The sequence below is a fragment of the Streptomyces pathocidini genome (assembly GCF_001418495.1).
In the GTDB taxonomy this organism is placed as follows: domain Bacteria; phylum Actinomycetota; class Actinomycetes; order Streptomycetales; family Streptomycetaceae; genus Streptomyces; species Streptomyces pathocidini.
On record NZ_LIQY01000026.1, the window covers coordinates 1 to 21,823 of the forward strand.

The 21,823-nt window shown below is 72.7% G+C and carries 23 protein-coding genes and 1 riboswitch; of the genes, 11 read left to right on the forward strand and 12 right to left on the reverse strand.

Annotation, left to right across the window (positions count from 1 at the left end):
* The coding region (locus AOK16_RS01715) for a phytoene desaturase family protein (protein WP_107098247.1) at nt 1-1,556 on the forward strand (1,556 nt) is incomplete at its 5' end.
* A gap of 98 nt (nt 1,557-1,654) precedes the next feature.
* On the opposite strand, the gene AOK16_RS01720 is transcribed toward AOK16_RS01715, so the two are convergent.
* The 5 genes from AOK16_RS01720 to AOK16_RS01740 all read right to left on the reverse strand — a co-directional run bounded on the left by AOK16_RS01720 (nt 1,655) and on the right by AOK16_RS01740 (nt 6,047).
* Nucleotides 1,655-2,560, reverse strand: a complete 906-nt coding sequence (locus tag AOK16_RS01720; protein ID WP_055470410.1) for a hypothetical protein — start codon at nt 2,558-2,560, stop codon at nt 1,655-1,657.
* 45 nt (nt 2,561-2,605) lie between these two features.
* Complete coding sequence (gene metF, locus AOK16_RS01725) at nt 2,606-3,523, reverse strand: methylenetetrahydrofolate reductase [NAD(P)H] (RefSeq protein ID WP_055470411.1); 918 nt, start codon at nt 3,521-3,523, stop codon at nt 2,606-2,608.
* A 99-nt stretch (nt 3,524-3,622) separates the two neighbouring features.
* Nucleotides 3,623-4,285, reverse strand: a complete 663-nt coding sequence (gene thiE / locus AOK16_RS01730) for a thiamine phosphate synthase (protein WP_055470412.1) — start codon at nt 4,283-4,285, stop codon at nt 3,623-3,625.
* A gap of 121 nt (nt 4,286-4,406) precedes the next feature.
* Entirely contained in the window at nt 4,407-4,772 is a 366-nt protein-coding gene (locus AOK16_RS01735; protein ID WP_055470413.1) for an Rv2175c family DNA-binding protein, read from the reverse strand.
* A gap of 102 nt (nt 4,773-4,874) precedes the next feature.
* Nucleotides 4,875-6,047 carry an NAD(P)/FAD-dependent oxidoreductase gene (locus AOK16_RS01740; protein ID WP_398719210.1) on the reverse strand — a complete coding sequence of 391 codons (1,173 nt, stop codon included), beginning with the start codon at nt 6,045-6,047 and terminating at the stop codon, nt 4,875-4,877.
* A 219-nt stretch (nt 6,048-6,266) separates the two neighbouring features.
* Nucleotides 6,267-6,379, forward strand: a riboswitch (TPP riboswitch).
* On the opposite strand from AOK16_RS01740, the gene thiO reads away from it, so the two are divergent.
* From thiO to AOK16_RS01775, 7 genes are all read left to right on the forward strand, one after another.
* Nucleotides 6,377-7,585, forward strand: a complete 1,209-nt coding sequence (gene thiO / locus AOK16_RS01745; RefSeq protein ID WP_055470415.1) for a glycine oxidase ThiO — start codon at nt 6,377-6,379, stop codon at nt 7,583-7,585. It overlaps the preceding riboswitch by 3 nt.
* The gene (gene thiS, locus AOK16_RS01750; protein ID WP_055470416.1) at nt 7,582-7,785 is read left to right on the forward strand and encodes a sulfur carrier protein ThiS; all 204 of its coding nucleotides are present in this window, start codon (nt 7,582-7,584) and stop codon (nt 7,783-7,785) included. The genes thiO and thiS overlap by 4 nt, the downstream gene beginning before the upstream one ends.
* Nucleotides 7,786-7,794: 9 nt before the next feature.
* On the forward strand, nt 7,795-8,592 hold the full coding sequence (locus tag AOK16_RS01755; RefSeq protein ID WP_055470417.1) for a thiazole synthase: 798 nt from the start codon (nt 7,795-7,797) through the stop codon (nt 8,590-8,592).
* Between the two features lie 43 nt (nt 8,593-8,635).
* Nucleotides 8,636-9,082 carry an SRPBCC domain-containing protein gene (locus AOK16_RS01760; protein WP_055470418.1) on the forward strand — a complete coding sequence of 149 codons (447 nt, stop codon included), beginning with the start codon at nt 8,636-8,638 and terminating at the stop codon, nt 9,080-9,082.
* 68 nt (nt 9,083-9,150) lie between these two features.
* Complete coding sequence (gene pknB, locus AOK16_RS01765) at nt 9,151-11,067, forward strand: Stk1 family PASTA domain-containing Ser/Thr kinase (RefSeq protein ID WP_205627611.1); 1,917 nt, start codon at nt 9,151-9,153, stop codon at nt 11,065-11,067.
* A complete protein-coding gene (locus tag AOK16_RS01770) occupies nt 11,064-11,954 on the forward strand; it encodes a deoxyribonuclease IV (RefSeq protein ID WP_055470420.1) in 891 nt (296 codons plus the stop codon). The genes pknB and AOK16_RS01770 overlap by 4 nt, the downstream gene beginning before the upstream one ends.
* Before the next feature lie 93 nt (nt 11,955-12,047).
* Nucleotides 12,048-12,548, forward strand: coding sequence for a DUF4396 domain-containing protein (locus AOK16_RS01775; protein WP_055470421.1), 501 nt, complete (start codon nt 12,048-12,050; stop codon nt 12,546-12,548).
* A gap of 92 nt (nt 12,549-12,640) precedes the next feature.
* Here AOK16_RS01775 and AOK16_RS01780 read toward each other — a convergent pair whose 3' ends face one another.
* Nucleotides 12,641-13,264 carry a sulfite oxidase-like oxidoreductase gene (locus AOK16_RS01780; RefSeq protein WP_055470422.1) on the reverse strand — a complete coding sequence of 208 codons (624 nt, stop codon included), beginning with the start codon at nt 13,262-13,264 and terminating at the stop codon, nt 12,641-12,643.
* A 150-nt stretch (nt 13,265-13,414) separates the two neighbouring features.
* Between AOK16_RS01780 and bfr the strand changes: the two genes are divergently transcribed.
* On the forward strand, nt 13,415-13,894 hold the full coding sequence (gene bfr / locus AOK16_RS01785) for a bacterioferritin (protein WP_055470423.1): 480 nt from the start codon (nt 13,415-13,417) through the stop codon (nt 13,892-13,894).
* A gap of 90 nt (nt 13,895-13,984) precedes the next feature.
* Here bfr and AOK16_RS01790 read toward each other — a convergent pair whose 3' ends face one another.
* The 6 genes from AOK16_RS01790 to AOK16_RS01815 form a co-directional block, all read right to left on the reverse strand.
* Nucleotides 13,985-14,245, reverse strand: coding sequence for a (2Fe-2S)-binding protein (locus AOK16_RS01790; protein WP_055470424.1), 261 nt, complete (start codon nt 14,243-14,245; stop codon nt 13,985-13,987).
* Nucleotides 14,246-14,369: 124 nt separating this feature from the next.
* Complete coding sequence (locus AOK16_RS01795; protein WP_055470425.1) at nt 14,370-15,719, reverse strand: class II 3-deoxy-7-phosphoheptulonate synthase; 1,350 nt, start codon at nt 15,717-15,719, stop codon at nt 14,370-14,372.
* 258 nt (nt 15,720-15,977) lie between these two features.
* On the reverse strand, nt 15,978-17,006 hold the full coding sequence (locus AOK16_RS01800; RefSeq protein WP_055470426.1) for a 6-phosphofructokinase: 1,029 nt from the start codon (nt 17,004-17,006) through the stop codon (nt 15,978-15,980).
* A gap of 289 nt (nt 17,007-17,295) precedes the next feature.
* Entirely contained in the window at nt 17,296-17,943 is a 648-nt protein-coding gene (locus AOK16_RS01805) for a response regulator (RefSeq protein WP_055470431.1), read from the reverse strand.
* A 131-nt stretch (nt 17,944-18,074) separates the two neighbouring features.
* Nucleotides 18,075-19,226 carry a MacS family sensor histidine kinase gene (gene macS, locus AOK16_RS01810; RefSeq protein ID WP_276202461.1) on the reverse strand — a complete coding sequence of 384 codons (1,152 nt, stop codon included), beginning with the start codon at nt 19,224-19,226 and terminating at the stop codon, nt 18,075-18,077.
* 164 nt (nt 19,227-19,390) lie between these two features.
* On the reverse strand, nt 19,391-20,098 hold the full coding sequence (locus tag AOK16_RS01815) for a lysophospholipid acyltransferase family protein (protein ID WP_055470432.1): 708 nt from the start codon (nt 20,096-20,098) through the stop codon (nt 19,391-19,393).
* Nucleotides 20,099-20,318: 220 nt separating this feature from the next.
* Between AOK16_RS01815 and AOK16_RS01820 the strand changes: the two genes are divergently transcribed.
* Both AOK16_RS01820 and AOK16_RS01825 read left to right on the forward strand, forming a co-directional pair.
* Nucleotides 20,319-21,125 carry an alpha/beta hydrolase gene (locus AOK16_RS01820; RefSeq protein WP_055470428.1) on the forward strand — a complete coding sequence of 269 codons (807 nt, stop codon included), beginning with the start codon at nt 20,319-20,321 and terminating at the stop codon, nt 21,123-21,125.
* A complete protein-coding gene (locus AOK16_RS01825) occupies nt 21,118-21,762 on the forward strand; it encodes a hypothetical protein (RefSeq protein ID WP_055470429.1) in 645 nt (214 codons plus the stop codon). The genes AOK16_RS01820 and AOK16_RS01825 overlap by 8 nt, the downstream gene beginning before the upstream one ends.
* Nucleotides 21,763-21,823: the final 61 nt, after the last annotated feature.

The window sequence follows — 21,823 nt, forward strand, 5'->3', positions numbered from 1 at the left end:
CCGCCGCCCGGCTGGCCGTGGCGGGCCACCGGGTGGCGGTGTACGAGCGTGCGGAGACGTACGGCGGCGGGGTGCGCCGCTTCGAGCGGGACGGCTTCGGCTTCGACACCGGCCCCGGTCTCCTCCATCTGCCCGCCGTCCTCCGCGACTTGTTCCTCAAGACCGGCAAGGAGTCCCTGGAGCAGTGCGTAGAGCTGTCCCAGGTGGACCCGGCGAGCCGGCATGTCTTCGCGGACGGCACGGACGTCGCGCTGCCCAACGCCTCGCGGGCGGGCGTCATCCAGGAGCTGGACGCGGTCCTCGGTCCGGGCATGGGCGAGCGCTGGAGCGAGCTGGTCAACCGGGCGCGGGAGGCCTGGGACGCGACCCGCAGGCCGCTGCTGGAGGAGCCGCTGCGGCAGGACTGGACGGTGCTCGGCCGGGACCCGTACCCGGCCGTGCGGCGCGGTCTGCTGCGGCGCGGCGCCACGACGCTCGCCGAGGTGGCCGCCCGCGAACTGCGCGATCCGCGCCTGGGCGCATTGCTGGAGAGCCACGCCCTGGCGTACGGCCTCGACCCGCGCGTGGCCCCGCCGAGCGCGGTGGTGCTGCCCTATGTGGAGCAGACCTTCGGGAGCTGGTACGTGCGCGGGGGCACGCGTGCGCTCGCGGACGCGCTCTACAAGCGCTGCCTGGAGCGGAAGGTGGAGTTCGTCTTCGGCGCCGGGGTGGACGCGGTGGCCGAGAAGGACGGCCGGGCGGCGGGCGTGGTCCTCACGGACGGGAGCCGGGAGGACGCCGACCTGGTCGTGGCGGGGGTGGACCCGCGGGCGCTGGCGGTCATGACCGGCGGCTCGCCCGGCGCGTACGGCAGGCTGTGGCACGCGCGGGATGTCCCGCCCCGACTGGAGCGCCCGAGCGGCCGCTTCACGGTTCTGCTCGCCCTGCGGGGCGCCCGTCCCGAGGGGACCGCCCACCGCACCGTGGTCCACGCGGCCGACCGGGACGCGGAGTTGGCGGCGGTGTTCGGCGGCGGAGCCACCGCCAGGCCCGGTCTGAGGAGGGGGCCCGGTACGGGCGAGCGCGGCGGCCTGTGCGACCGGCCGACGGTCACCGTGCTGCGCCCGGACGACCCCGTCCAGCGCCCCGACGCCGAACACGAGGCGGTCACTCTGACGGTCACGGTCCCGCCCCACGCGCGCGTGGCCGGGGCCGAACCTTCCCCCACCGCCGTCGACTGGACGGCCGAAAGCTTGGCGGAGGAGTTCGCCCAGCGGGTGATCGCGGTGGCCGGGTCCGCCGTGCCAGACCTGCGGGAGCGGCTGCTCTGGCACGAGATCCGCACACCCGCGGACACCGCGGAGGAGACGGGCGCCGCCGACGGAGCCGTGCCGGGCCCGGCACTCGCGGGTGCCGAGGGCCGGTGGCTGCACCCCGCCAACCTCACCCGGATTCCCGGGCTCTACGCCGTGGGCGGCTGGTCCCACCCGGGCGGCGGGCTGGCCCACGCCGGAATGTCCGGGGCGCTGGTCGCCGGGCTGATCGTCGAGGGAGCGGACTGGCGCGGCTCCCAATGAGCCGGGGCCTCCCATAAGGGCCCGACCTCCCAAAAGGCGCCCCCTAAAGGCAAGGCCCGGCTCCCTGAAGTCCCGGACCCCAAGGAACCAGCGGCGCGTCAGTACCGGTACTGCTCGCCGTACCCCGAGTTGTAGTCCTGCTCGTACGGGTACGGCTGCTCCTCCGGCTGGGCCTGCTGGCGGCCGTCACGCTGCTGCGGCACCCAGACGTCGTCCCCGGCGGTCTCTCCGTACTGCTGCTGCGGCGCACCGCTCGCGTACGGGTCGGCCGCGTACTGGCCCGTGCCGTAGGTGTACTGCTGCCCGCCGTAGGTCTCGTACGCGTCGTAGCCCTGCGCCCCGCCGGTGCCGGTGCCGATGTACGGGTCGGAGTACGCCGCGTACTGCGCGGTCCCGTACTCGTACTGGTCGGTGTAACCGCCGCCCTGGGCCGCGTAGTCGCCGTCCCGCTGGTCGTACTCGCCGTAGGTCGTGAACGGGCTCTGGGCCGCAGTGTCCGCGCGGTGGTAGGCCGAGTCGCTGTAGACCCCGTACTGCCCCGTCTCGTCCGGCATGGGCTGGGGCTGGTAGACCTCCCCGGCCTGCTCGGGCTGCTTGGCCTGCTCGGCCGCGACGGGGCCCGCCGGCCGGTCCCATCCGCCGGCCGGTCCCCGGTCCTCGGGCCACGCCCCGTCATCGGGGCCCGCGGCCTCCGGCTCCGTGCCGTCCTCGAGCTCCTCCTCGTCCCGGCGCCGGCGGCTGGAGCCGGGCCCTCCGCCGATCGCCCAGCCCGTGGAGAACCCGCGCCGGAAGGAGAGCGTGACGTAGGTCTGGCCGATCGCGAAGGCGATCGCGCCGATCCCGATGACGATCACCGATGGCATGAGCACGCCGAGGACCACGCCCAGGAAGCCGACGAAGGCGAGCAGCCGCCAGCGCAGCCGCGCCTTGTACTGCAGCAGGACCTCGCCGAGCAGCCACAGCGCGACGATGCCGAATGCGATGTAGAGGACCGTCCAGCCCATGTGCGCTCCTCTTTCCGGCGCTCTCCGGCCAATCCGGCCGCTTGGTCAGGACTGCTGGTGCAGCCCCAGATTCTCGTAGATCTCGAGCGTGGCGGTGGAGTGGTTCAGGGTGATGAAGTGAAGTCCGGGGATGTCCTCGGCCATCAACCGCGCGCACAGCTCCGTCGCGTACTCGATGCCGATCGAGCGTACAGCCGCCGGGTCATCCTTGACCGTGAGGATTCTCTCTGCCAGCTCGGGCGGGAACGCCGCGTTGCTGAGCTGCGCGAACCGCTCGATCTGCCGGACGTTCGTGACCGGCATGATCTCCGGGATGATCGGGGTCGCGCAGCCGGCGGCGGCCACCCGGTCGCGCAGCCGGAGGTAGTCATCGGCGTAGAAGAACATCTGGGTGATCGCGAAGTCCGCGCCCGCGCGGCACTTGTCGACGAAGTGGCGGACATCGGTGTCCCAGTCCGTGGAGCGCGGATGCATCTCGGGGAAGGCGGCGACGCCGACGCAGAAGTCGCCCGACTCCTTGATCAGCCGGACGAGGTCGACGGCGTAGTGCACCCCCTCGGGATGCGGGATCCATTCGCCCATCGGGTCGCCCGGCGGATCGCCGCGCAGCGCCAGCATGTTGCGAATACCGGCGTCGGCGTAGCGGCCGATGACGTTCCGCAGCTCGGCCAGGGAGTGGTCGACGGCGGTGAGGTGGGCGACGGGGGTCAGGGTGGTGTCGGTCGCGATGCGCTCGGTGGCCCTGACGGTGCCGTCACGCGACGAGCCGCCCGCGCCGTAGGTCACGGAGACGAAGGTCGGCGCGACCGCCTCGATGCGGCGGATCGCGTTCCACAGGGTCCGCTCGCCCTTGTCGGTCTTCGGTGCGGCGAATTCGAAGGAATAGGACCGCTCGCCCGATGCGAGCAGTTCTCGGACGGTACGCGCGTGGTCGGTCCGGGTGGACGCGGTGCCAAGGGCCATACCCGCAGGTTAACCAGCGCCTCGGCGCAGCCCCAACAGCGGTCGGCGATATGCCCGGTTGGCCGGGCTCCCGTTCCACCACTCGGACAGACCGCCCGGTTACGCGTTGTACTCCCTGAGTCGCTTCGCGAGATCCGCGGCCGCGGCCCCCGGATCGTCGGCCTCGGTGATCGCCCGGACCACCACGACCCGCCGCGCCCCGGCGTCCAGCACCTGGTCGAGGTTGTCGGCGTCGATGCCGCCGATGGCGAACCAGGGCCGTACGGGCTTCAGCGCGGCCGCGTGGCGCACCAGCGGCAGGCCGGGGGCGTGCCGGCCCGGCTTGGTGGGGGTGGGCCAGCAGGGGCCGGTGCAGAAGTAGTCGACGCCGGGCTCGGCGGCGGCCGCGTCGACCTCCGCCTCGGCATGGGTCGAGCGGCCGATGAGCACGGCGTCGCCGAGGATCGCGCGGGCGGCCGGCACGGGAAGGTCGCCCTGGCCGAGGTGCAGCACGTCGGAGGCGGCGGCGTGCGCGACGTCGGCGCGGTCGTTGACGGCGAGCAGCTTGCCGTGGCGGCGGCAGGCGTCCGCGAGGACCGCGAGGTGTTCGAGTTCCTCCGCCGCTTCCATGCCCTTGTCGCGGAGCTGCACGATGTCCACGCCGGAGGCGAGGACGGCGTCCAGGAACTCGGCGAGGTCGCCCTGGCGCCTGCGCGCGTCGGTGCAGAGGTAGAGCCGGGCGTCGGTGAGGCGTTCGCGCGCGGCGGTGGTAGCGGTGGCCATGAGTCCCCCCGGATCGGCGGCGTGCGGGCCGGGGTGTTCCGGCCCGCACGCCGTACGTGTCAGTGGTCGGACGGTGTCCGACGCTTCCTCGGGCGGCCGCCGGGCGGCCGTCCTGCGGCGGTCAGACGGCGAGCGCCTGGGCTCGGCGCTTCACTTCCGTGCCGCGATTCTCGCGCAGCGCCTCGGCGGGCGTGCCCGGCAGGGTCGGGTCCGGCGTGAAGAGCCACTCAAGCATCTCGTCGTCGGTGAAGCCGTCGTCCTTCAGGAGCGTCAGCGTCCCGACGAGGCCCTTGACGACCCTGCCTTCGCCGATGAACGCGGTCGGCACCTGAAGCACCCGGTTCTCGCCGCGGCGTACGGCGATCAGCTGGCCTTCCTTGACCAGCTGCCGGACGCGGGTCACCTCGACGCCGAGCCGTTCGGCGACGTCGGGGACGGTGAGCCAGGCGGGGACGAGTGCATCGATCTTCGTGTCAATCTCGGTCACGACGACAAGCCTGCCATCCCGGACTGACAGCCGGTAGCGGAGCGCCGCCGACCGCGCGTGCGACGGACGTCCCCGAAGCCCAAGTGGCCCTGGCGGCGGTGGCTATCGCAGGACCGCGGCCTTGAGGGGGACGGATGGGTCGGCCGCGCGGTCCGGGTCGAGGCGGGCGCCGCGCTCGATGAGCTTGCGGCCCTGGGCCAGGTCCCGCGGCCGCCCCACGGCCAGCAGTGCGACCAGCTCCCCACCGCGCAGCCAGCACACCGACCAAGAGGCGCCGGCCGGATCGCCGCGCCACACGAGCGTGTCGGCGCCCGCGTGGTGGCCCGCGTACTGCACGAACCGGCCGAACTGCTCGGACCAGAAGTAGGGCACCGGATCGTAGATCGGGCCCTCGGCGGCCCCCTCGACGATGTCCGCGGCGACGGTCCGCGGGCCCTGGAGGGCGTTGTCCCAGTGGTGGATGAGCAGCCGCTCCCCGTACCGGGTGGAAGGGAAGGAGGCGCAGTCGCCGACCGCGTACACGTCCGGCCGGGAGGTGCGCAGCCGCTCGTCGGCGCGGACCGAGCCGTCCGGGCAGAGTTCGACGCCCGAGCCCGCCAGCCAGGCGGTGGTGGGCCTGGCGCCGATCCCGACCAGTACGGCGTCCGCGGTCAGCCGTGTGCCGTCCGCCAGGAGCACCGCGCCCGCCTCGACCGCCGCCACGCGCGCGTCGGTCATGAGCCGGGTGCCGCTCGCGGCGTACCAGTCCGTCATGTGCTCGGCGATCTCGGCTGGCAGGGCTCCGGCCAGCGGCCGGTCGGCGGCCTCGACGACGGTGACCGCGCAGCCCGCCTCGCGGGCCGCGGTCGCGAACTCGGCGCCGATCCAGCCCGCGCCGACCACGACCACGCGCCGGCGGCCCTCCAGGACGGGCCGCAGCCGCTCGGCGTCGTCGAGGGTGCGCAGCAGGTACACGCCGGGTACGGCGTCGGTGCCAGGCAGCGTGACGGGCTCGGCGCCGGTGGCGATGACGAGCCGGTCGTACGCGACGGGCCCTTCGGCGGTCTCCACGAGGTGCTCTCCGGGGCGCAGCGCCGTGACGCGGCGGCCGAGCTCCAATTCGATGCCCAGTGCGGGGAAGTCGACCTCGAAGGCCGAGCCCTCCGCCGTGCCCAGAAGCACGGCCTTGGACAACGGCGGCCGGTCGTACGGCTGGTGGGGTTCGGCGCCCAGCAGCGTGACCCGCCCCTTCCACCCCTGCTCGCGCAGCGCGACCGCGGTCTGCACCCCGGCCATGCCCGCGCCCACGATCAAGACCCGCCCCGTCGCGTGCTGCCTGTCCTCGCTCACACGATCACTCTAGGACGGCGAACCCCCGGAGCGACCCCGGTCCACCGTTCCGATTCCGGAAGTCGGGACCGGCTTCCCCGCGCGTGTGCTGACGGACGTCCGGTGAACCGGTCAGGGGGACCACTCCCTTACCGGGCTCGGTGGGAGGCGTTAGGGTGGCGGGCCTAGAGCACTCGCGGGAGCCCGGGCGGACCGGGCTGAGAGGGAGGCTGAGCGGCCTCCGACCGTACGAACCTGATCCGGGTCATGCCGGCGAAGGGAGGGGCTGGACGGCCATGCACGCGCCGGAAAGCAGGAGTTCAGGCAGCGCAGGCGCGCGCGCCTCGTACGACGTCCTCGTCATTGGGGGCGGGATCATCGGGCTGGTGACGGCCTGGCGTGCGGCGCAGCGTGGGATGCGGGTCGCCGTCGCGGATCCGGAGCCCGGCGGCGGGGCCGCCCAGGTGGCGGCCGGGATGCTCGCGGCGGTCACGGAGCTGCACTACGGCGAGGAGGCCCTGCTGGGGCTCAACCTCGCCTCGGCGGCGCGCTATCCGGCGTTCGCCGCAGAGTTGGCGGAGGCGAGCGGGCAGGACGTCGGCTACCGCGCCTGCGGGGCGCTGGCCGTGGCCCTGGACGCCGACGACCGGGCGCATCTGCGTGAGCTGCACGCCCTGCAGCTGCGCCATGGCCTGGACGCGCAGTGGCTGACGGGGCGCGAGTGCCGCCGGCTGGAGCCGATGCTCGCGCCGGGCGTACGCGGTGGGCTGCGCGTGAACGGCGATCACCAGGTCGATCCCCGGCGGCTCACGGCAGCGCTTGTGACGGCCTGCGAGCGGGCCGGGGTGACCCTGGTCCGCCGCGCCGCCGCACGGCTGTCAGCCGCCCGTGCAAGGGCTTCAGGGGTCGTCCTGGACGACGGCACGGAGGTCGCCGCCGGTCAGGTCGTGCTCGCCGCGGGCAGCGGCAGCGGGCGGCTCGCCGGGGTTCCGGAGGAGGTGCTGCCGCCGGTCCGGCCCGTCAAGGGCCAGGTGCTGCGGCTGCGCGTGCCCGCGGCCTACGCGCCGTTCCTGTCCCGGACCGTACGGGCCGTGGTGCGCGGCGGGCACATCTACCTCGTACCGCGCGAGAACGGCGAGCTGGTGGTCGGCGCGACCAGCGAGGAGATGGGCTGGGACACCACGGTCACCGCGGGCGGCGTCTACGAACTGCTACGGGACGCGCACGAGTTGCTGCCCGGCATCACCGAGCTGCCGCTCGTGGAGACCGGTGCCGGGCTGCGGCCCGGCTCTCCCGACAACGCCCCCCTCATGGGCCCGACGGCGCTGCCCGGGCTCCATCTGGCCACCGGCCACTACCGCAACGGCGTGCTGCTGGCCCCGGTCACCGGGGACGCGATGGCCGAGGTGCTGGCCACCGGCGAACTGCCCGGTGAGGCCCGGGCGTTCTCGCCCCGCCGCTTCGGCAGGCCCGTATCCCCCGTACCCCAGGAGCAGCCCGTATGAGCACCGTTTCCGTGAACGGGGAGCCCCGAACGGTCCCCGAGGGGACCACGCTCGACCGGGTCGTCGCGGCCCTGACCACCGCGCCCTCGGGCGTCGCCGCGGCCCTCAACGAGACCGTCGTACCGCGCGGTCAGTGGCCCGCCACCCCGGTGGGCGACGGCGACCGCGTCGAGGTCCTCACCGCCGTACAGGGAGGCTGATCCGCGGCCATGGCAGACGATCTCCTCACCATCGGCGGCACCGCCTTCTCCTCCCGGCTCATCATGGGCACGGGCGGGGCGCCGAGCCTCGAGACCCTGGAGCGGGCGCTCGCCGCCTCCGAAACCGAGCTGACCACCGTGGCCATGCGCCGCCTGGACCCGACCGTGCAGGGCTCGGTGCTGTCCGTGCTCGACCGGCTCGGCATCCGCGTGCTGCCCAACACCGCCGGGTGCTTCACGGCCGGCGAGGCCGTGCTGACCGCCCGGCTGGCCCGGGAGGCCCTGGGCACCGGCTGGGTCAAGCTGGAGGTCGTGGCGGACGAGCGCACGCTGCTGCCCGACCCCGTCGAGCTGCTGGACGCGGCGGAGACCCTGGTGGACGACGGCTTCACCGTGCTGCCGTACACCAACGACGACCCGGTGCTGGCGCGGAAGCTGGAGGACGTGGGCTGTGCGGCGATCATGCCGCTCGGCTCCCCCATCGGCTCGGGCCTCGGCATCCGCAACCCGCACAACTTCCAGCTGATCACCGAGCACGCGCGCGTACCGGTGATCCTCGACGCGGGCGCGGGCACGGCCTCCGACGCGGCGCTGGCCATGGAGCTGGGCTGTGCGGCGGTGATGCTCGCCTCGGCGGTCACCCGCGCGCAGGAGCCGGTGCTCATGGCCAAGGCAATGCGGCACGCAGTCGAGGCGGGGCGGCTGGCCCGGCGGGCGGGCCGCATCCCGCGCCGCCACTTCGCCGAGGCCTCCTCCCCCGCCGAGGGCCTTGCCGTACTGGACCCGGAGCGCCCGGCCTTCGGCTAGCGGCTAGCTTGGACAGCGAGGTCCGGACACCGGAGGAGGTCCTGTGGTCGCCGATCTGATCGAGCGCGAGGCTTACGTTCCCGCCCCGGTGGACCGGGTGTGGCGGGTACTGACCACGGCCGAACACATCCGCTCCTGGTACGCCTTCGGGGGCGCCGAAGTAGACCTGCGCGCGGGCGGGGCGGTGCGCTTCCGCTGGGACGAGCACGGGGAGTTCCACGCGCGCGTGGAGCTGGTCGAGCCGCCGCACCGGTTCGTGTTCAGGCTGGCCGCGAACCCAGACGAGCCGCCCGAGAAGAGCGACTCGACCCTGGTCGAGTTCACCATCCGGCCTGAGGGCGAAGGCAGCCGGGTGACGGTCAACGAGACGGGGATCGACGCCCTCTCGGTGCCGGAACCCGAGAAGGCACGGCACGCCGAGTACGCGGCCATGGCCTGGACCGCGGCCCTGGAGGAGCTGGGCGCGATCGCGGCGGCCTCCCACGGCTGACGTCCCCCGCCGCCGCCCGTCTCGGCCACGGTCGGTGATGTCGGTGGCGGCTCGTAGACTTCATCACCGTGGATACGACCCTGGACCCGCTTCTCGGGCATGTGCTCGACGGCCGCTACCGCGTGGACGCGCGGATCGCCGTCGGCGGCATGGCCACGGTCTACCGGGCCGTGGACACCCGCCTCGACCGGGTGCTGGCCCTGAAGGTGATGCACCCGGGCCTCGCCTCCGACGCCGCGTTCGTCGACCGGTTCATCCACGAGGCCAAGTCCGTCGCCCGCCTCGCCCACCCCAACGTCGTGGGCGTCTACGACCAGGGCACGGACGGCACGTATGTGTATCTGGCCATGGAGTACGTCGCCGGGTGCACCCTGCGCGACGTGCTGCGCGAGCGCGGCGCCCTGCGCCCCCGCGCGGCCCTGGACATCCTGGAGCCGGTCCTGGCCGCCCTGGGCGCGGCCCACCGCGCCGGTCTGGTGCACCGCGACATGAAGCCGGAGAACGTCCTCATCGGGGACGACGGCCGGGTCAAGGTCGCCGACTTCGGGCTCGTGCGGGCCGTGGACACCAACACCACCGCCTCCTCGGGGTCCCTGCTGGGCACCGTGTCCTATCTGGCGCCGGAGCAGATCGAGCACGGCACCGCGGACACGCGCGCGGACGTGTACGCGTGCGGTGTGGTGCTCCACGAGATGCTGACCGGCGCCAAGCCGCACGACGGCGGCACCCCGGCCCAGGTGCTGTACCAGCACCTGCACGAGGACGTCGCGCCGCCGTCCCGGGTCGCGCCGGGCGTGGCCCCCGCGCTGGACGACCTGGTGGTCTCCGCCACGGCCCGGGACCCCCGGCTGCGCCCCGCGGACGCCGTGGCCCTGCTGGCGGCCGCGCGCGAGGCCCGCGCCTCGCTCACGGACGGGCAGCTGGACGCGGTCCCGCCGAGTGCCCTGCCGGACCGGGGCACCGCCGGCTCCGAGGACCGTACGAGCGTCATCCCCCGGCCGGTCCCGAGCAGGGCGGCGGCCGAGGACGCCCTGAACCGGACCAGCATCCTGGCGATGCCCCCGCAGGAGCCGCCCGCCGGCCCGGCGCCCACGCGCGCGGGGCGGCGCCCGCCCCGGCGCGGCGTCCTCGCGCTCGTGGCGGCGCTGCTGCTGGTGTTCGGCGTGGGCGCGAGCGTCTGGTACATCAACTCGGGCCAGTTCACGCGCGTGCCGGGCGTTCTGCGGCTGCCGCAGCAGGAGGCCGAGCGGAAGCTGGCGGCGGCGGGGCTCGATGTACGGGCCGAGCAGGAGCACAGCGATGTCGTGCCGCGCGGGCAGGTGATCGAGACGGATCCCGGCCGCGGTGCACGCATCCGCGGCAACGGCACCGTCACGATCGTCGTCTCCCAGGGACCGGAGGTCGTGAAGGTCCCGGACCTGGAGGGCAGACCGCTGTCCAAGGCCCGGGACGAGCTGCGGAACGCCGGCCTGACGCCGGGCACCGTCACCTGGGTGTTCAGCGACAAGGTCGCCCAGGGCTCGGTCCTCCGTACGGAGCCGGGCGCCGGGATCAAGCGGAAGCCGGGCACGGCGGTCGCGGTCGTCGTCAGCAAGGGCGAGCCCGTCGAGGCGCCGGACGTGACGGGCGACTCCCCCGGGGAGGCCACCCGCAAGCTGCGCGAGGCCGGGCTCAAGGTCGAGGTCGAGACCGAGCGGGTCTTCTCCGAGCAGGAGAAGAACACCGTCGCCGAGCAGTCGCCGGGCGGGGACACACCGCTGGCGCGGGGCGACAAGGTCACGCTGACCCTCTCCAAGGGCCCGGAGATGGTCGAGGTGCCGGACGTCGAGGGCAAGAGCGCCGACGAGGCCGAGGAGGAGCTGAGGGCGGCGGGGTTCGACGTCGAGGTGTCCCGGTTCTTCTTCGGCGACACGGTCTGGGACCAGTCCGTGGACGGCGGCGAGAAGGCCCCCAAGGGCTCCACGGTCACCATCCGGGTCCGATGACCGACTCGCGGAGCGGTGCCCGCCGCAACCCCGTCGGCAGCCACGTCCCGGTGGCCGGCGGGCTGGCCACCACCGGACTGGCGTACGCGCGCGAGATCGGCGCGGAGACCGTGCAGGTCTTCGTCGCGAACCCGCGCGGCTGGGCCACGCCACCCGGGAACCCCCGTCAGGACGAGGCGTTCCGGGAAGCCTGCACCGAGGAGTGCCTACCGGCGTACATCCACGCCCCGTACCTGATCAACTTCGGCTCCCACACCGCCGCGACGGCCGATCTCTCGGTGACCTCGCTGCGGCACTCGCTGCGCCGCGGCCGGGCCATCGGCGCGCTGGGCGTCGTGGTCCACACCGGCTCGGCGACCGGCGGGCGGCCGCGGGAGGTGGCACTGGCGCAGGTACGGGAGCTGGTGCTGCCGCTCCTGGAGGAGCTGACGGACGAGGCGGACCCCTGGCTGCTGCTGGAGCCGACGGCGGGCCAGGGCTCGTCGCTGTGCTCGCTCGTCGAGGACCTCGGCCCGTACTTCGAGGCGCTGGACCACCATCCGCGGCTGGGCGTCTGCCTGGACACCTGCCACGCCTTCGCGGCCGGCCACGACATGGCGGGACCGGGCGGAGTCAAGGCGCTCCTGGACGAGTTGGTGGTCACGGTCGGCGAGGGCCGGCTGAAGCTGATCCACTCGAACGACTCCAAGGACGTGGCGGGGGCGCACAAGGACCGGCACGAGAACATCGGCGCGGGCCACATCGGTACCGGTCCCTTCGGGGACCTGTTCCGGCACCCCGCGACCGAGGGCGTGCCACTGGTGATCGAGACACCCGGCGGCAAGGTCGGGCACGCGACGGACGTGGCCCGGCTCAAGGACTTGCGGAATACCCTCGGGGGGTATTGAGTTCAAGGTGAGCGACCGGGACCGGGACCGAGGTCAGGACCAGAATCGGAACCAGGACCCGGGCCAGGATCGGGACCAGCATGGGGGCTCACCATGGACCACACCGACGCCACTCACCAGGACGCCCACAGCGACCACGGCGAGCACGCCCACCACGGCGCCGCGGACTGGCCGACGGCGGCGCGGGCCACCCTGCACTGCCTAACCGGCTGCGCGATCGGCGAGGTGGTGGGCATGGCGATCGGCACCGCCCTCGCCTGGCACAACGCCCCGACGATGGCCCTCGCGATCGTGCTCGCCTTCTTCTTCGGCTACTCGCTGACCCTGTACGCGGTGCTCAAGGCGGGTGTCGGGATCAGGGCCGCGGTGAAGGTGGCGCTGGCTGCCGACACCGTCTCGATCGCCGTCATGGAGCTGATCGACAACGCGGTGATCGCGGTGACTCCCGGCGCCATGGAGGCACAGCTGTCGGATTGGCTGTTCTGGGGTGCGCTGGCCGTCGGCTTCGCGATCGCCTTCGTGGTCACGACACCCATCAACAAGTGGATGATCGGCCGCGGCAAGGGCCACGCGGTGGCGCACCAGTACCACTAGGCACCGCACACACCGGCACCACTAGGTACTAGGAGCCGGATTCCCCAGGTGCCGGGGGCCGATTCGGGGGCCGGACCCCGGAGGAGCCGGTCCTAGAGTTCCGGACCGTCGCCCGGCTCCTCCTGGTAGGAGTAGCGCTGCTCCTGCCACGGGTCGCCGATGTTGTGGTAGCCGCGCTCCTCCCAGAAGCCGCGGCGATCCGCCGTCATGTACTCAACGCCGCGGACCCACTTGGGGCCCTTCCAGGCGTAGAGGTGCGGGACGACCAGCCGGACCGGGAAGCCGTGCTCGGCGGTGAGGAGTTCGCCGTCCTTGTGCGTGGCGAAGATCGTCCGCTCGGTGTCGAAGTCGGCGAGCCGGAGGTTGGAGCTGAAGCCGTACTCGGCCCAGACCATCACGTGGGTGACCTCGGGCGCGGGCGGCGCGAGCTCCAGGAGCGTACGGGCGGCGACCCCGCCCCATTCGGCCCCCAGCATGCTGAACTTCGTCACGCAGTGGAGGTCGCCGAGGACCGTGGAATACGGCAGGGCCGAAAACTCCTCGTGGTCCCAGCAGTGCTTGCCGCCGCCCGAGGTGGCGCCGAAGACGCTGAACTCCCAGCGATCGGGGCGGAACTTGGGGACCGGGCCGTAGTGCGTTACCGGCCAGCCGCGCTGGAGGCGCTGCCCCGGAGGGAGCTCGGCCTGTGCCCCTTCGCGGCTTTCCGGCTGACCCATGCCTCCATGGTGACAGACCGGGAAGGGTGGTCGTGACCAGGGCAATGCCGATTCGGGCAACTCGTACTAAGCATGCACTTACTGGATCAGGCCGTCAGGCGGTGCGAGGATGCGCGCATCCCGCCGTCCTGTCTGGAAGGAGCCGCTGCGATGCAGGGCGACCCCGAGGTCATCGAGTTCCTCAACGAACAGCTGACCGCCGAGCTGACCGCGATCAACCAGTACTTCCTGCACGCCAAGCTGCAGGAGAACAACGGCTGGACGAAGCTCGCGAAGTACACGCGCTCCGAGTCCTTCGACGAGATGAAGCACGCGGAGGTGCTGACCGACCGCATCATCTTCCTGGAGGGGCTGCCCAACTACCAGCGCCTGTTCCACGTACGGGTGGGGCAGACGGTCCGCGAGATGTTCGAGGTGGACCGGCAGATCGAGGTCGAGGCGATCGACCGCCTCAAGCGCGGGGTCGAACTGATGCGAGCCAAGGGCGACATCACCTCGGCCAACATCTTCGAGTCGATCCTCGCCGACGAGGAGCACCACATCGACTACCTCGACACCCAGCTGGAGCTGCTGGACCAGCTCGGGGAGGCGCTGTACCTCGCGCAGCTCATCGAGCAGCCGGACAGCTGACAGCCAAGGCCTCGGGTGGTGGCCAAGCCTCGGGGCCCGAGACAGGGTCCGCGGAGGCTCTGAGGGCCGGCGGTCGGGAGCCGGGAGCGATTACGCGGCTTCGGCCGCCAGCCCCGTATCCGCGGGGAGCACCACGTCGGCGGCGAGAGCGGCCGCGGGCTCACCCTGGTCCAGGAGTTCGCGCCGGGGGCAGGCGCCGCGGCCGAGGATGGCCTGGATGCGGCGGACACACGATCCGCAGTCGGTCCCGGCCTTGCAGGCGCCGGCGATCTGGCGGGGCGTGCAGGCCCCGGTCTCCGCATGCGCGCGCACCTGCTTCTCGGTGATACCGAAGCAAGAGCAGACGTACACGCGGATCTCCCAGCCGATGATCAGTGAGGTAATCCTTACCTTACCTGCCCTGGGAGGTGCCGACAATGCCGTGGGGCACGGATCACTGTGATCCGTGCCCCACGACGTCGCAACAAGGAGCGGCTTACTGGTCCCGGTACATCTCCGCGACCAGGAAGGCCAGGTCCAGCGACTGGCTGCGGTTGAGCCGGGGGTCGCAGGCCGTCTCGTAGCGCTGGTGCAGGTCGTCGACGAAGATCTCGTCGCCGCCGCCCACGCACTCGGTGACATCGTCACCGGTCAGCTCGACGTGGATGCCGCCCGGGTGGGTGCCCAGGCCCTTGTGGACCTCGAAGAAGCCCTTGACCTCGTCGAGCACGTCGTCGAAGCGGCGCGTCTTGTGGCCGGAGGCCGCCTCGAAGGTGTTGCCGTGCATCGGGTCGCACACCCACGCCACCTGGGCGCCGGACGCGGTGACCTTCTCGACCAGCTCGGGGAGCCGGTCGCGGATCTTGTCCGCGCCCATCCGCGTGATGAACGTCAGGCGGCCGGGCTCGCGCTCGGGGTCGAGCCGGTCGATGAGCGTCAGCGCTTCCTCGGGCGTCGTGGTCGGGCCCAGCTTCACGCCGATCGGGTTGCGGATCCTGCTCGCGAACTCGATGTGCGCGCCGTCCAGCTGGCGGGTCCGCTCGCCAATCCAGACCATGTGGCCGGAGACGTCGTACAGCTCGCCGGTGCGCGAGTCCGTACGGGTCAGGGCCGACTCGTAGTCGAGGATCAGCGCCTCGTGGGAGGAGTAGAACTCGACCGTCTTGAACTCCTCGGGGTCCACCCCGCAGGCGTTCATGAAGTTCATGGCGCGGTCGATCTCGCGGGCCAGGGCCTCGTAGCGCTGCCCGGACGGGGAGGACTTCACGAAGTCCTGGTTCCAGGCGTGCACCTGGCGCAGGTCGGCGTAGCCGCCGGTGGTGAAGGCCCGTACGAGGTTCAGCGTGGCGGAGGAGGCGTGGTACATCCGCTTCAGCCGCTCGGGGTCCGGCGTGCGGGCCTCGGGGGTGAACTCGAAGCCGTTGACGGAGTCGCCGCGGTAGGTCGGCAGGGTCACGCCGTCGCGGGTCTCGGTCGGCTTGGAGCGGGGCTTGCTGTACTGGCCGGCGATCCGGCCGACCTTCACCACCGGCACGGAGCCGGCGTAGGTCAGCACGGCGCCCATCTGCAGCAGGGTCTTGAGCTTGTTGCGGATCTGGTCCGCGCCCACCGCGTCGAAGGCCTCGGCGCAGTCGCCGCCCTGCAGCAGGAACGCCTCGCCGCGGGCGACGGCTCCCAGGTGGGCGCGCAGCTGGTCGCACTCGCCCGCGAAGACGAGCGGAGGATACGACTCGAGGTCCGCGATGACATCACGCAGAGCCTCGGTGTCGGGCCACTCGGGCTGCTGCGCCGCGGGGAGGTCTCGCCAGGTGTTGCCACCGGCCTGGGTTTCAGCGTTCACGGTCACGTGTCAACACTACGGGGTCCCGCGGGGTGCCCCGGCCCCGGACCAGAACATGAGACGGCTGGTACGCGGGTCGAGACGGCCCGCTGCCGGGGTTCCGGACCTGTTCGCGCGGCAGATCACGGCCTGGTGGTGGACCGCTTCTCCGGCGGCCCACCGACCGCGCGTACCCGCGAGACCGGCGCGGAGGCCGCCGCCCGAGGGGCGGCCTCCGGTGTCCGGGGCTCAGCCGAAGAGTGGGGCTCGGCCGAAGGGTGGGGCTCAGCCGAAGAAGACGCCGATCTCCTCGTACAGTTTCGGGTCCACCGTCTTCAGCTTGGCCGTGGCCTCGGCGATGGGGACGCGGACGATGTCCGTGCCGCGCAGGGCGACCATCTTCCCGAAGTCGCCCTCGTGCACGGCGTCGATCGCGTGCAGCCCGAAGCGGGTGGCGAGCCAGCGGTCGAACGCGCTGGGGGTGCCGCCGCGCTGGACGTGGCCGAGGACGGTCGTCCGCGCCTCCTGCCCGGTCCTGCTCTCGATCTGCTTGGCGAGCCATTCCCCCACGCCCGAGAGCCGGACGTGCCCGAAGGAGTCCAGGGAGCCGTCCTTGAGGACCATCTCGCCGTCCTTGGGCATGGCGCCCTCGGCGACGACCACGATCGGCGCGTAGCGGATCTTGAATCGGGACTCGACCCAGGCGCAGACCTGGTCGAGGTCGAAGCGCTGCTCGGGGATGAGGATGGCGTTGGCGCCGCCCGCGAGGCCCGAGTGCAGAGCGATCCAGCCCGCGTGACGGCCCATCACCTCGACCACCAGCACGCGCATGTGGGACTCGGCGGTGGTGTGGAGGCGGTCGATGGCCTCGGTCGCAATGTTGACGGCGGTGTCGAAGCCGAAGGTGTAGTCGGTGGCGGAGAGGTCGTTGTCGATGGTCTTGGGCACGCCGACGCAAGGGATGCCGTACTCGCCCGAGAGGCGCGCGGCGACGCCCAGGGTGTCCTCGCCACCGATCGCGATCAGGGCGTCCACCTCGTGCTTGGCGAGGTTCTCCTTGATCCGGCGGATCCCGTCCTCCTCCTTGAGGGGGTTGGTCCGCGAGGACCCCAGGATGGTGCCGCCCCTGGGGAGGATGCCGCGCACGGCGGGGATGTCCAGCGGCACCGTGACGCCGTCCAAGGGGCCGCGCCAGCCGTCGCGGTAACCCGTGAACTCGTAGCCGTACTCCTGGGTTCCCTTCCGGACGATGCCGCGGATGACCGCATTGAGCCCGGGGCAGTCGCCGCCACCGGTCAGAACTCCGACCCGCATGGGTTCTTCCCTTCTCCCTCATGAGCGCATGGACGCAACGCGGTCACGCTAACGGTGATCCAGGTCACAAGGGGATGGGACGTACAGGGCGGTTCCGGTGAATTCGAAGGGAGTTGGGGGCGCACGGGGTCACTCGTACGAGTCGCCCCCTAGGAGCGGTCCCGCGAAACCGGCCTCTTAGGAGCGGCCCTCGCGAACCGGCCCCCTAGGAGCGGTCCTCGCGAAACCGGCCCTTAGGAAGCGGCCCAGCGGGACCGGCCCCTTGGGAGCCGCCTGCGGAACCGGCTTCTCAGGAGTCCTCGTCCAGACCGCGCGCGATCGCATACCGGACCAGCTCAACACGGTTGTGGAGCTGGAGCTTGCCCAGGGTGTTCTGGACGTGGTTCTGCACGGTGCGGTGCGAGATGACGAGCCGTTCCGCGATCTGCTTGTACGAGAGGCCCTTGGCGACCAGGCGCAGCACCTCGGTCTCGCGGTCGGTGAGCCGGGGCGCGTTCGGCTCGTGGGGGGCCGCGGGGGCCGGGTCGGCGGCCAGCCGCCGGTACTCGCCAAGCACCAGGCCGGCCAGGCCCGGGGTGAAGACCGGGTCACCCACGGCGGTCCGGTGCACCGCGTCCAACAGCTCGTCCGCGCCCGCCGACTTGAGGAGGTAGCCGGTGGCGCCGGACTTGACCGCCTCCAGGACGTCCGCGTGCTCGCCGCTCGCGGAGAGCACCAGCACCCTGAGGGCGGGGAGGGCCCGTACGAGCTCCTTGCAGACGCGGACTCCGGGCATGCCGGGCAGGTTGAGGTCCAGGACCAGGACGTCGGGGGCGGCGGCCTTCGCCCGGCGGACGGCCTGCGGGCCGTCGCCCGCGGTCGCCACCACGTCGAACCCGGCCGCCTCCAGGTCGCGGGCCACCGCGTCCCGCCACATGGGGTGGTCGTCGACGACCATGACCTTGATGGGCGCCTTCGCCGGTGCCTCGTCGGCCGTGGCGCCGGCGCCGGCCGTGCCGTCTGCGCCGTCCGCGCCGCCTGTGTCGCGGGTGTTGCCTGTGCTGCGGGTGTCGCCGTTCGCCGCTTCGCTCATCGTTCCGCCTCGCTCGCCCCGGAAACCCCCGGCTCCCGGGGAACCCTCAACTCGACCTCCGTGCCCTGCTCCGGAACGGACAGCAGCTCGGCGGTGCCGCCCAACTCCCGCAGCCGGCCCCGGATCGACAGCGCGACCCCCATCCGCCCCTCCCGCTCGGCCGCCGCGAGCCGCCCCTCGGGGATGCCCGGTCCGTCGTCCCGTACGGTCACGACGACCGCGTCCGGCTCGTCCTCCAGCAGGATCCACGCCTGTGCGCCCGCGCCCGCGTGGCGGCGGACGTTGTCCAGTGCCGCTCCCACCGCCGCCGCCAACTCCCGTGCGGGAGCGGCCTCCAGGAGCACCGGCGCGCCCGGCTCGGCCAGCGAGACCCGGGCGGCGGCGTACGGGGCGAGCAGCCGCCGTACGTCCACGGGCTCCGGGGAGGTGCGCGCGCCCGGAACCGGTCCGCCCGCGACCAGGGTGCGCAGGGCCACCTCCTGCTCGCCCGCCATCCGCCCGAGTTCGGCCGCCTCGCCGCCGATCTTCGCGCCGCGCCGCTGCACCATCGCCAGCACCTGCAGGACGCTGTCGTGGATGTCGCGGGCCAGCCGCTCCCGTTCGCGCGTGGCCGCCTCGATCTGGAGGGCGCGGGCCAGGGTCCGCTCACTGGCGCGGGCCACCTCGACCACGTAGCCGATCGCCACGCTGGCGACCCACACCAGGACGACGTTGTGGACCGTGTCGCGGGCGAACTCGCCACGCTCGTAGAGGTTGGCGGCGGCGACCAGCGCGGAGGCGACGGCGGCCCAGCGCCAGCCGCCCTTGATGGCGAAGCCGAGGACGGCGCCTGCCGTCCAGATGGACGGCAGGGTGTTGCCGCCGTCGGCGATCCGGGCGGGCGTGTCCACGACGGGCGTGAGGAGTATGCCCGTCAGCGCGACCGCGAGATCAGTGACCAGGAACCGCTTCGTGCAGCGCTCGGGCGAGGTCACCCGGCGCCAGGTCAGGCCCGTCCAGACGACGAGCACGGCCAGGTAGGCCGCGGCGCCGAGCGGATGGGCGTACCGCTCGTAGGAGAGGGCCAGCAGGCCCACGGCGTACGCGGCGGTGAGGACGCGGTAGCCGGTCAGGGCGCGCCACAGCGGCAACTCGACCGACATCCGCAGAACTCTCTCGCGCGGCCGCGGCCCACCCTGCGACGGGCCGTCCCGCGACGGGTCGCCCTGCCGCGGACCATCCTGCGACGGTTCGCCCTGCCGCGGGCCGGCCTGCCACGGACCGCCCTTCCCCTGGGCCATCTCCCCCTCAACTCCCCCGGATGCGGCGCGGTCTACGCCCCGTCCGCCTCGTCCTGCGCGGACCGCTTCGCCGCCTCCGCGATCAGGCGTTTGGCCACGGTCGCGTAGATGTCGACGTACTCCTGGCCGGACAGCTTCATGATCTCGTACATCACCTCGTCGGTGACCGAGCGGAGGATGAAGCGGTCGCCGTCCATGCCCATGTAGCGGCTGAAGTCCAGCGGCTTGCCGATGCGGATGCCGGGCCTGATCATCTTCGGCACGACCTTGCCGGGCGGCTGTACCTTCTCCGTGTCGATCATCGCGACCGGGATGACCGGGGCGCCGGTGGCCAGGGCCACGCGCGCGAGGCCGCCCGGCTTGCCGCGGTAGAGGCGGCCGTCGGGCGAGCGGGTGCCCTCCGGGTAGATGCCGAACAGCTCGCCGCGCTCCAGCACGTCGATCCCGCTCCTGACCGCCGCCTCGCCCGCGCCACGCGCGCCCGAGCGGTCCACCGGGAGCTGGCCCACACCCTTGAAGAAGGCGGCGGTGAGCTTGCCCTTCACTCCGGGCGTCGTGAAGTACTCGGCCTTGGCGATGAAGGTGACCTTGCGGTCGAGGACCGCGGGCAGGAAGAAGGAGTCCGAGAACGACAGGTGGTTGCTCGCGAGGATCGCGGGTCCCTCGGCCGGGACGTTCTCCAGCCCCTCCACCCAGGGCCGGAAGGCGAGCTTCAGCCCTCCGCCGATCGTCAGCTTCATCGCGCCGTACAGCAACCGGGGACCTCCTGTGTCCGACGCGAAGAACCTTAGCCTGCGCACCCGCGCGCCGGGGCGCGAGGCCGGGCGCACGGCCCGCGGGGCCGGCGGGGGCCTGCGGGTCCTTCGGGCCTACCCGCTGTCAGTCCCGTCGCGTACGGTGAAGTCACACCGCACAGCCCGTTCCGTATGCCGTACGCCCACACCCACAGGAGGTCTCAAGGTGCCGGTCCTCCCCGGAGCCGAGCCGTTCCGCCACGAGGGCGGAGAGATCGGCGTGCTCCTCTGCCACGGCTTCACCGGCTGCCCGCAGTCGCTGCGCCCCTGGGCCGAGTTCCTGGCCGAGCGGGGGCTCACCGTGTCCCTGCCACTACTGCCCGGGCACGGCACGCGCTGGCAGGACCTCCAGCTCACCGGCTGGCAGGACTGGTACGCGGAGGTGGACCGCGAGTTCCGCGCGCTGAGCGAGCGGTGCGAGCGGGTCTTCGTCTTCGGGCTCTCAATGGGCGGGGCGCTCGCGCTGCGGCTCGCCGCGCGGCACGGGGACGCGGTGTCGGGTGTGGTGGTCGTCAACCCGGCCAACAAGGTGCACGGCCTGGCCGCGCACGCGCTGCCGGTCGTGCGGTATCTGGTGCGGTCGACCAAGGGGCTGGCCGACGACATCGCGAAGGACACCGGCACCCACGAACTCGGCTACGACCGGGTGCCGCTGCACGCGGCGCACTCGCTACGGCGGTTCTTCCAGCGGGTCGACTCCGAACTGCCGCAGGTCACACAGCCGTTGCTGCTGCTGCGCAGCCCGCAGGACCACGTGGTCCCGCCGGCCGACTCGGCGCGCGTCCTCAGCCGCGTCTCCTCGACCGACGTCACCGAGACGCTCCTGGAGCGCAGTTACCACGTGGCGACGCTCGACCACGACGCGGAGCGGATCTTCCAGGACTCGTACGAGTTCATCGGGCGGCTGGCGCCCGGAGCGGGGGCCGGCACCGTGGCCGGCGAGGAGACCAAGGAGACGGCGAACGGTGGCTGAGCACAACCCGGGGACGGGCCGCGAGGACGGCCACGAGCCGGTCGACGAGGACGCGGCGTGGGCGGCGATCGTCGCGGGGTACGGGAAGGAGCCGGCGGACTCCGAGTCGCCGGACGCGGAATCCGGCCTCCTGGGCGGGCAGTCCGGCGACGAGGCGACATCTCAGGCCGAGGGCTGTGACGGCGAGGGCGCCGGCGCCGGGGCCTCTGACGCCGAGAACTCCGACGCCGGGGACCGGGACGCCGAGAACTCCAACGCCGAGGCCCGGGACGCCGAGGAGAAGCCCTCCCCGGCCGACGCCGGGCTCCCTCCCCTGGGCTCCAGCGTCACGGTCATCCCGGCCCTGACCGGACCGCGCGACTGGTCGATCCCGCACGACGAGGACGAGGGCCACTTCGTGCCGCCGGAGCCGCCGCCGCTCCCGCAGGGCGACACGACGGCCAAGTTCGCCTGGCTCGCGGTCCTCGGCGGGCCGCTGCTGCTTCTGCTGACGGTGCTGCTGCGGTGGGACATGACGTGGTGGATCACCACCCTCGGCATCGGCGGCTTCCTGGGCGGCTTCGCCACCCTGATCGCCCGCATGAAGGACGACGATGACGAGGACCACAACGACCCGGGCCGCGGAGCGGTGGTCTGAGACGGCCTGCCTGGACTGCGACCGATTCGGCCGGTTCGGCCGGTTCGGCGCCGCCGGGCTC

Excerpts from the sequence above, each read along its gene's own strand:
- AOK16_RS01755 (WP_055470417.1), top strand. The coding sequence starts at position 7,795 with ATGGCAGACGATCTCCTCACCATCGGCGGCACCGCCTTCTCCTCCCGG.
- AOK16_RS01720 (WP_055470410.1), bottom strand. The coding sequence starts at position 2,560 with ATGGGCTGGACGGTCCTCTACATCGCATTCGGCATCGTCGCGCTGTGG.
- thiS (WP_055470416.1), top strand. The coding sequence starts at position 7,582 with ATGAGCACCGTTTCCGTGAACGGGGAGCCCCGAACGGTCCCCGAGGGG.
- metF (WP_055470411.1), bottom strand. The coding sequence starts at position 3,523 with ATGGCCCTTGGCACCGCGTCCACCCGGACCGACCACGCGCGTACCGTC.
- AOK16_RS01815 (WP_055470432.1), bottom strand. The coding sequence starts at position 20,098 with ATGAAGCTGACGATCGGCGGAGGGCTGAAGCTCGCCTTCCGGCCCTGG.
- AOK16_RS01805 (WP_055470431.1), bottom strand. The coding sequence starts at position 17,943 with ATGGTCGTCGACGACCACCCCATGTGGCGGGACGCGGTGGCCCGCGAC.
- AOK16_RS01740 (WP_398719210.1), bottom strand. The coding sequence starts at position 6,047 with ATGGCCGGGGTGCAGACCGCGGTCGCGCTGCGCGAGCAGGGGTGGAAG.
- thiO (WP_055470415.1), top strand. The coding sequence starts at position 6,377 with ATGCACGCGCCGGAAAGCAGGAGTTCAGGCAGCGCAGGCGCGCGCGCC.
- AOK16_RS01770 (WP_055470420.1), top strand. The coding sequence starts at position 11,064 with ATGACCGACTCGCGGAGCGGTGCCCGCCGCAACCCCGTCGGCAGCCAC.
- thiE (WP_055470412.1), bottom strand. The coding sequence starts at position 4,285 with ATGGCCACCGCTACCACCGCCGCGCGCGAACGCCTCACCGACGCCCGG.
- AOK16_RS01800 (WP_055470426.1), bottom strand. The coding sequence starts at position 17,006 with ATGCGGGTCGGAGTTCTGACCGGTGGCGGCGACTGCCCCGGGCTCAAT.
- AOK16_RS01775 (WP_055470421.1), top strand. The coding sequence starts at position 12,048 with ATGGACCACACCGACGCCACTCACCAGGACGCCCACAGCGACCACGGC.
- AOK16_RS01780 (WP_055470422.1), bottom strand. The coding sequence starts at position 13,264 with ATGGGTCAGCCGGAAAGCCGCGAAGGGGCACAGGCCGAGCTCCCTCCG.
- bfr (WP_055470423.1), top strand. The coding sequence starts at position 13,415 with ATGCAGGGCGACCCCGAGGTCATCGAGTTCCTCAACGAACAGCTGACC.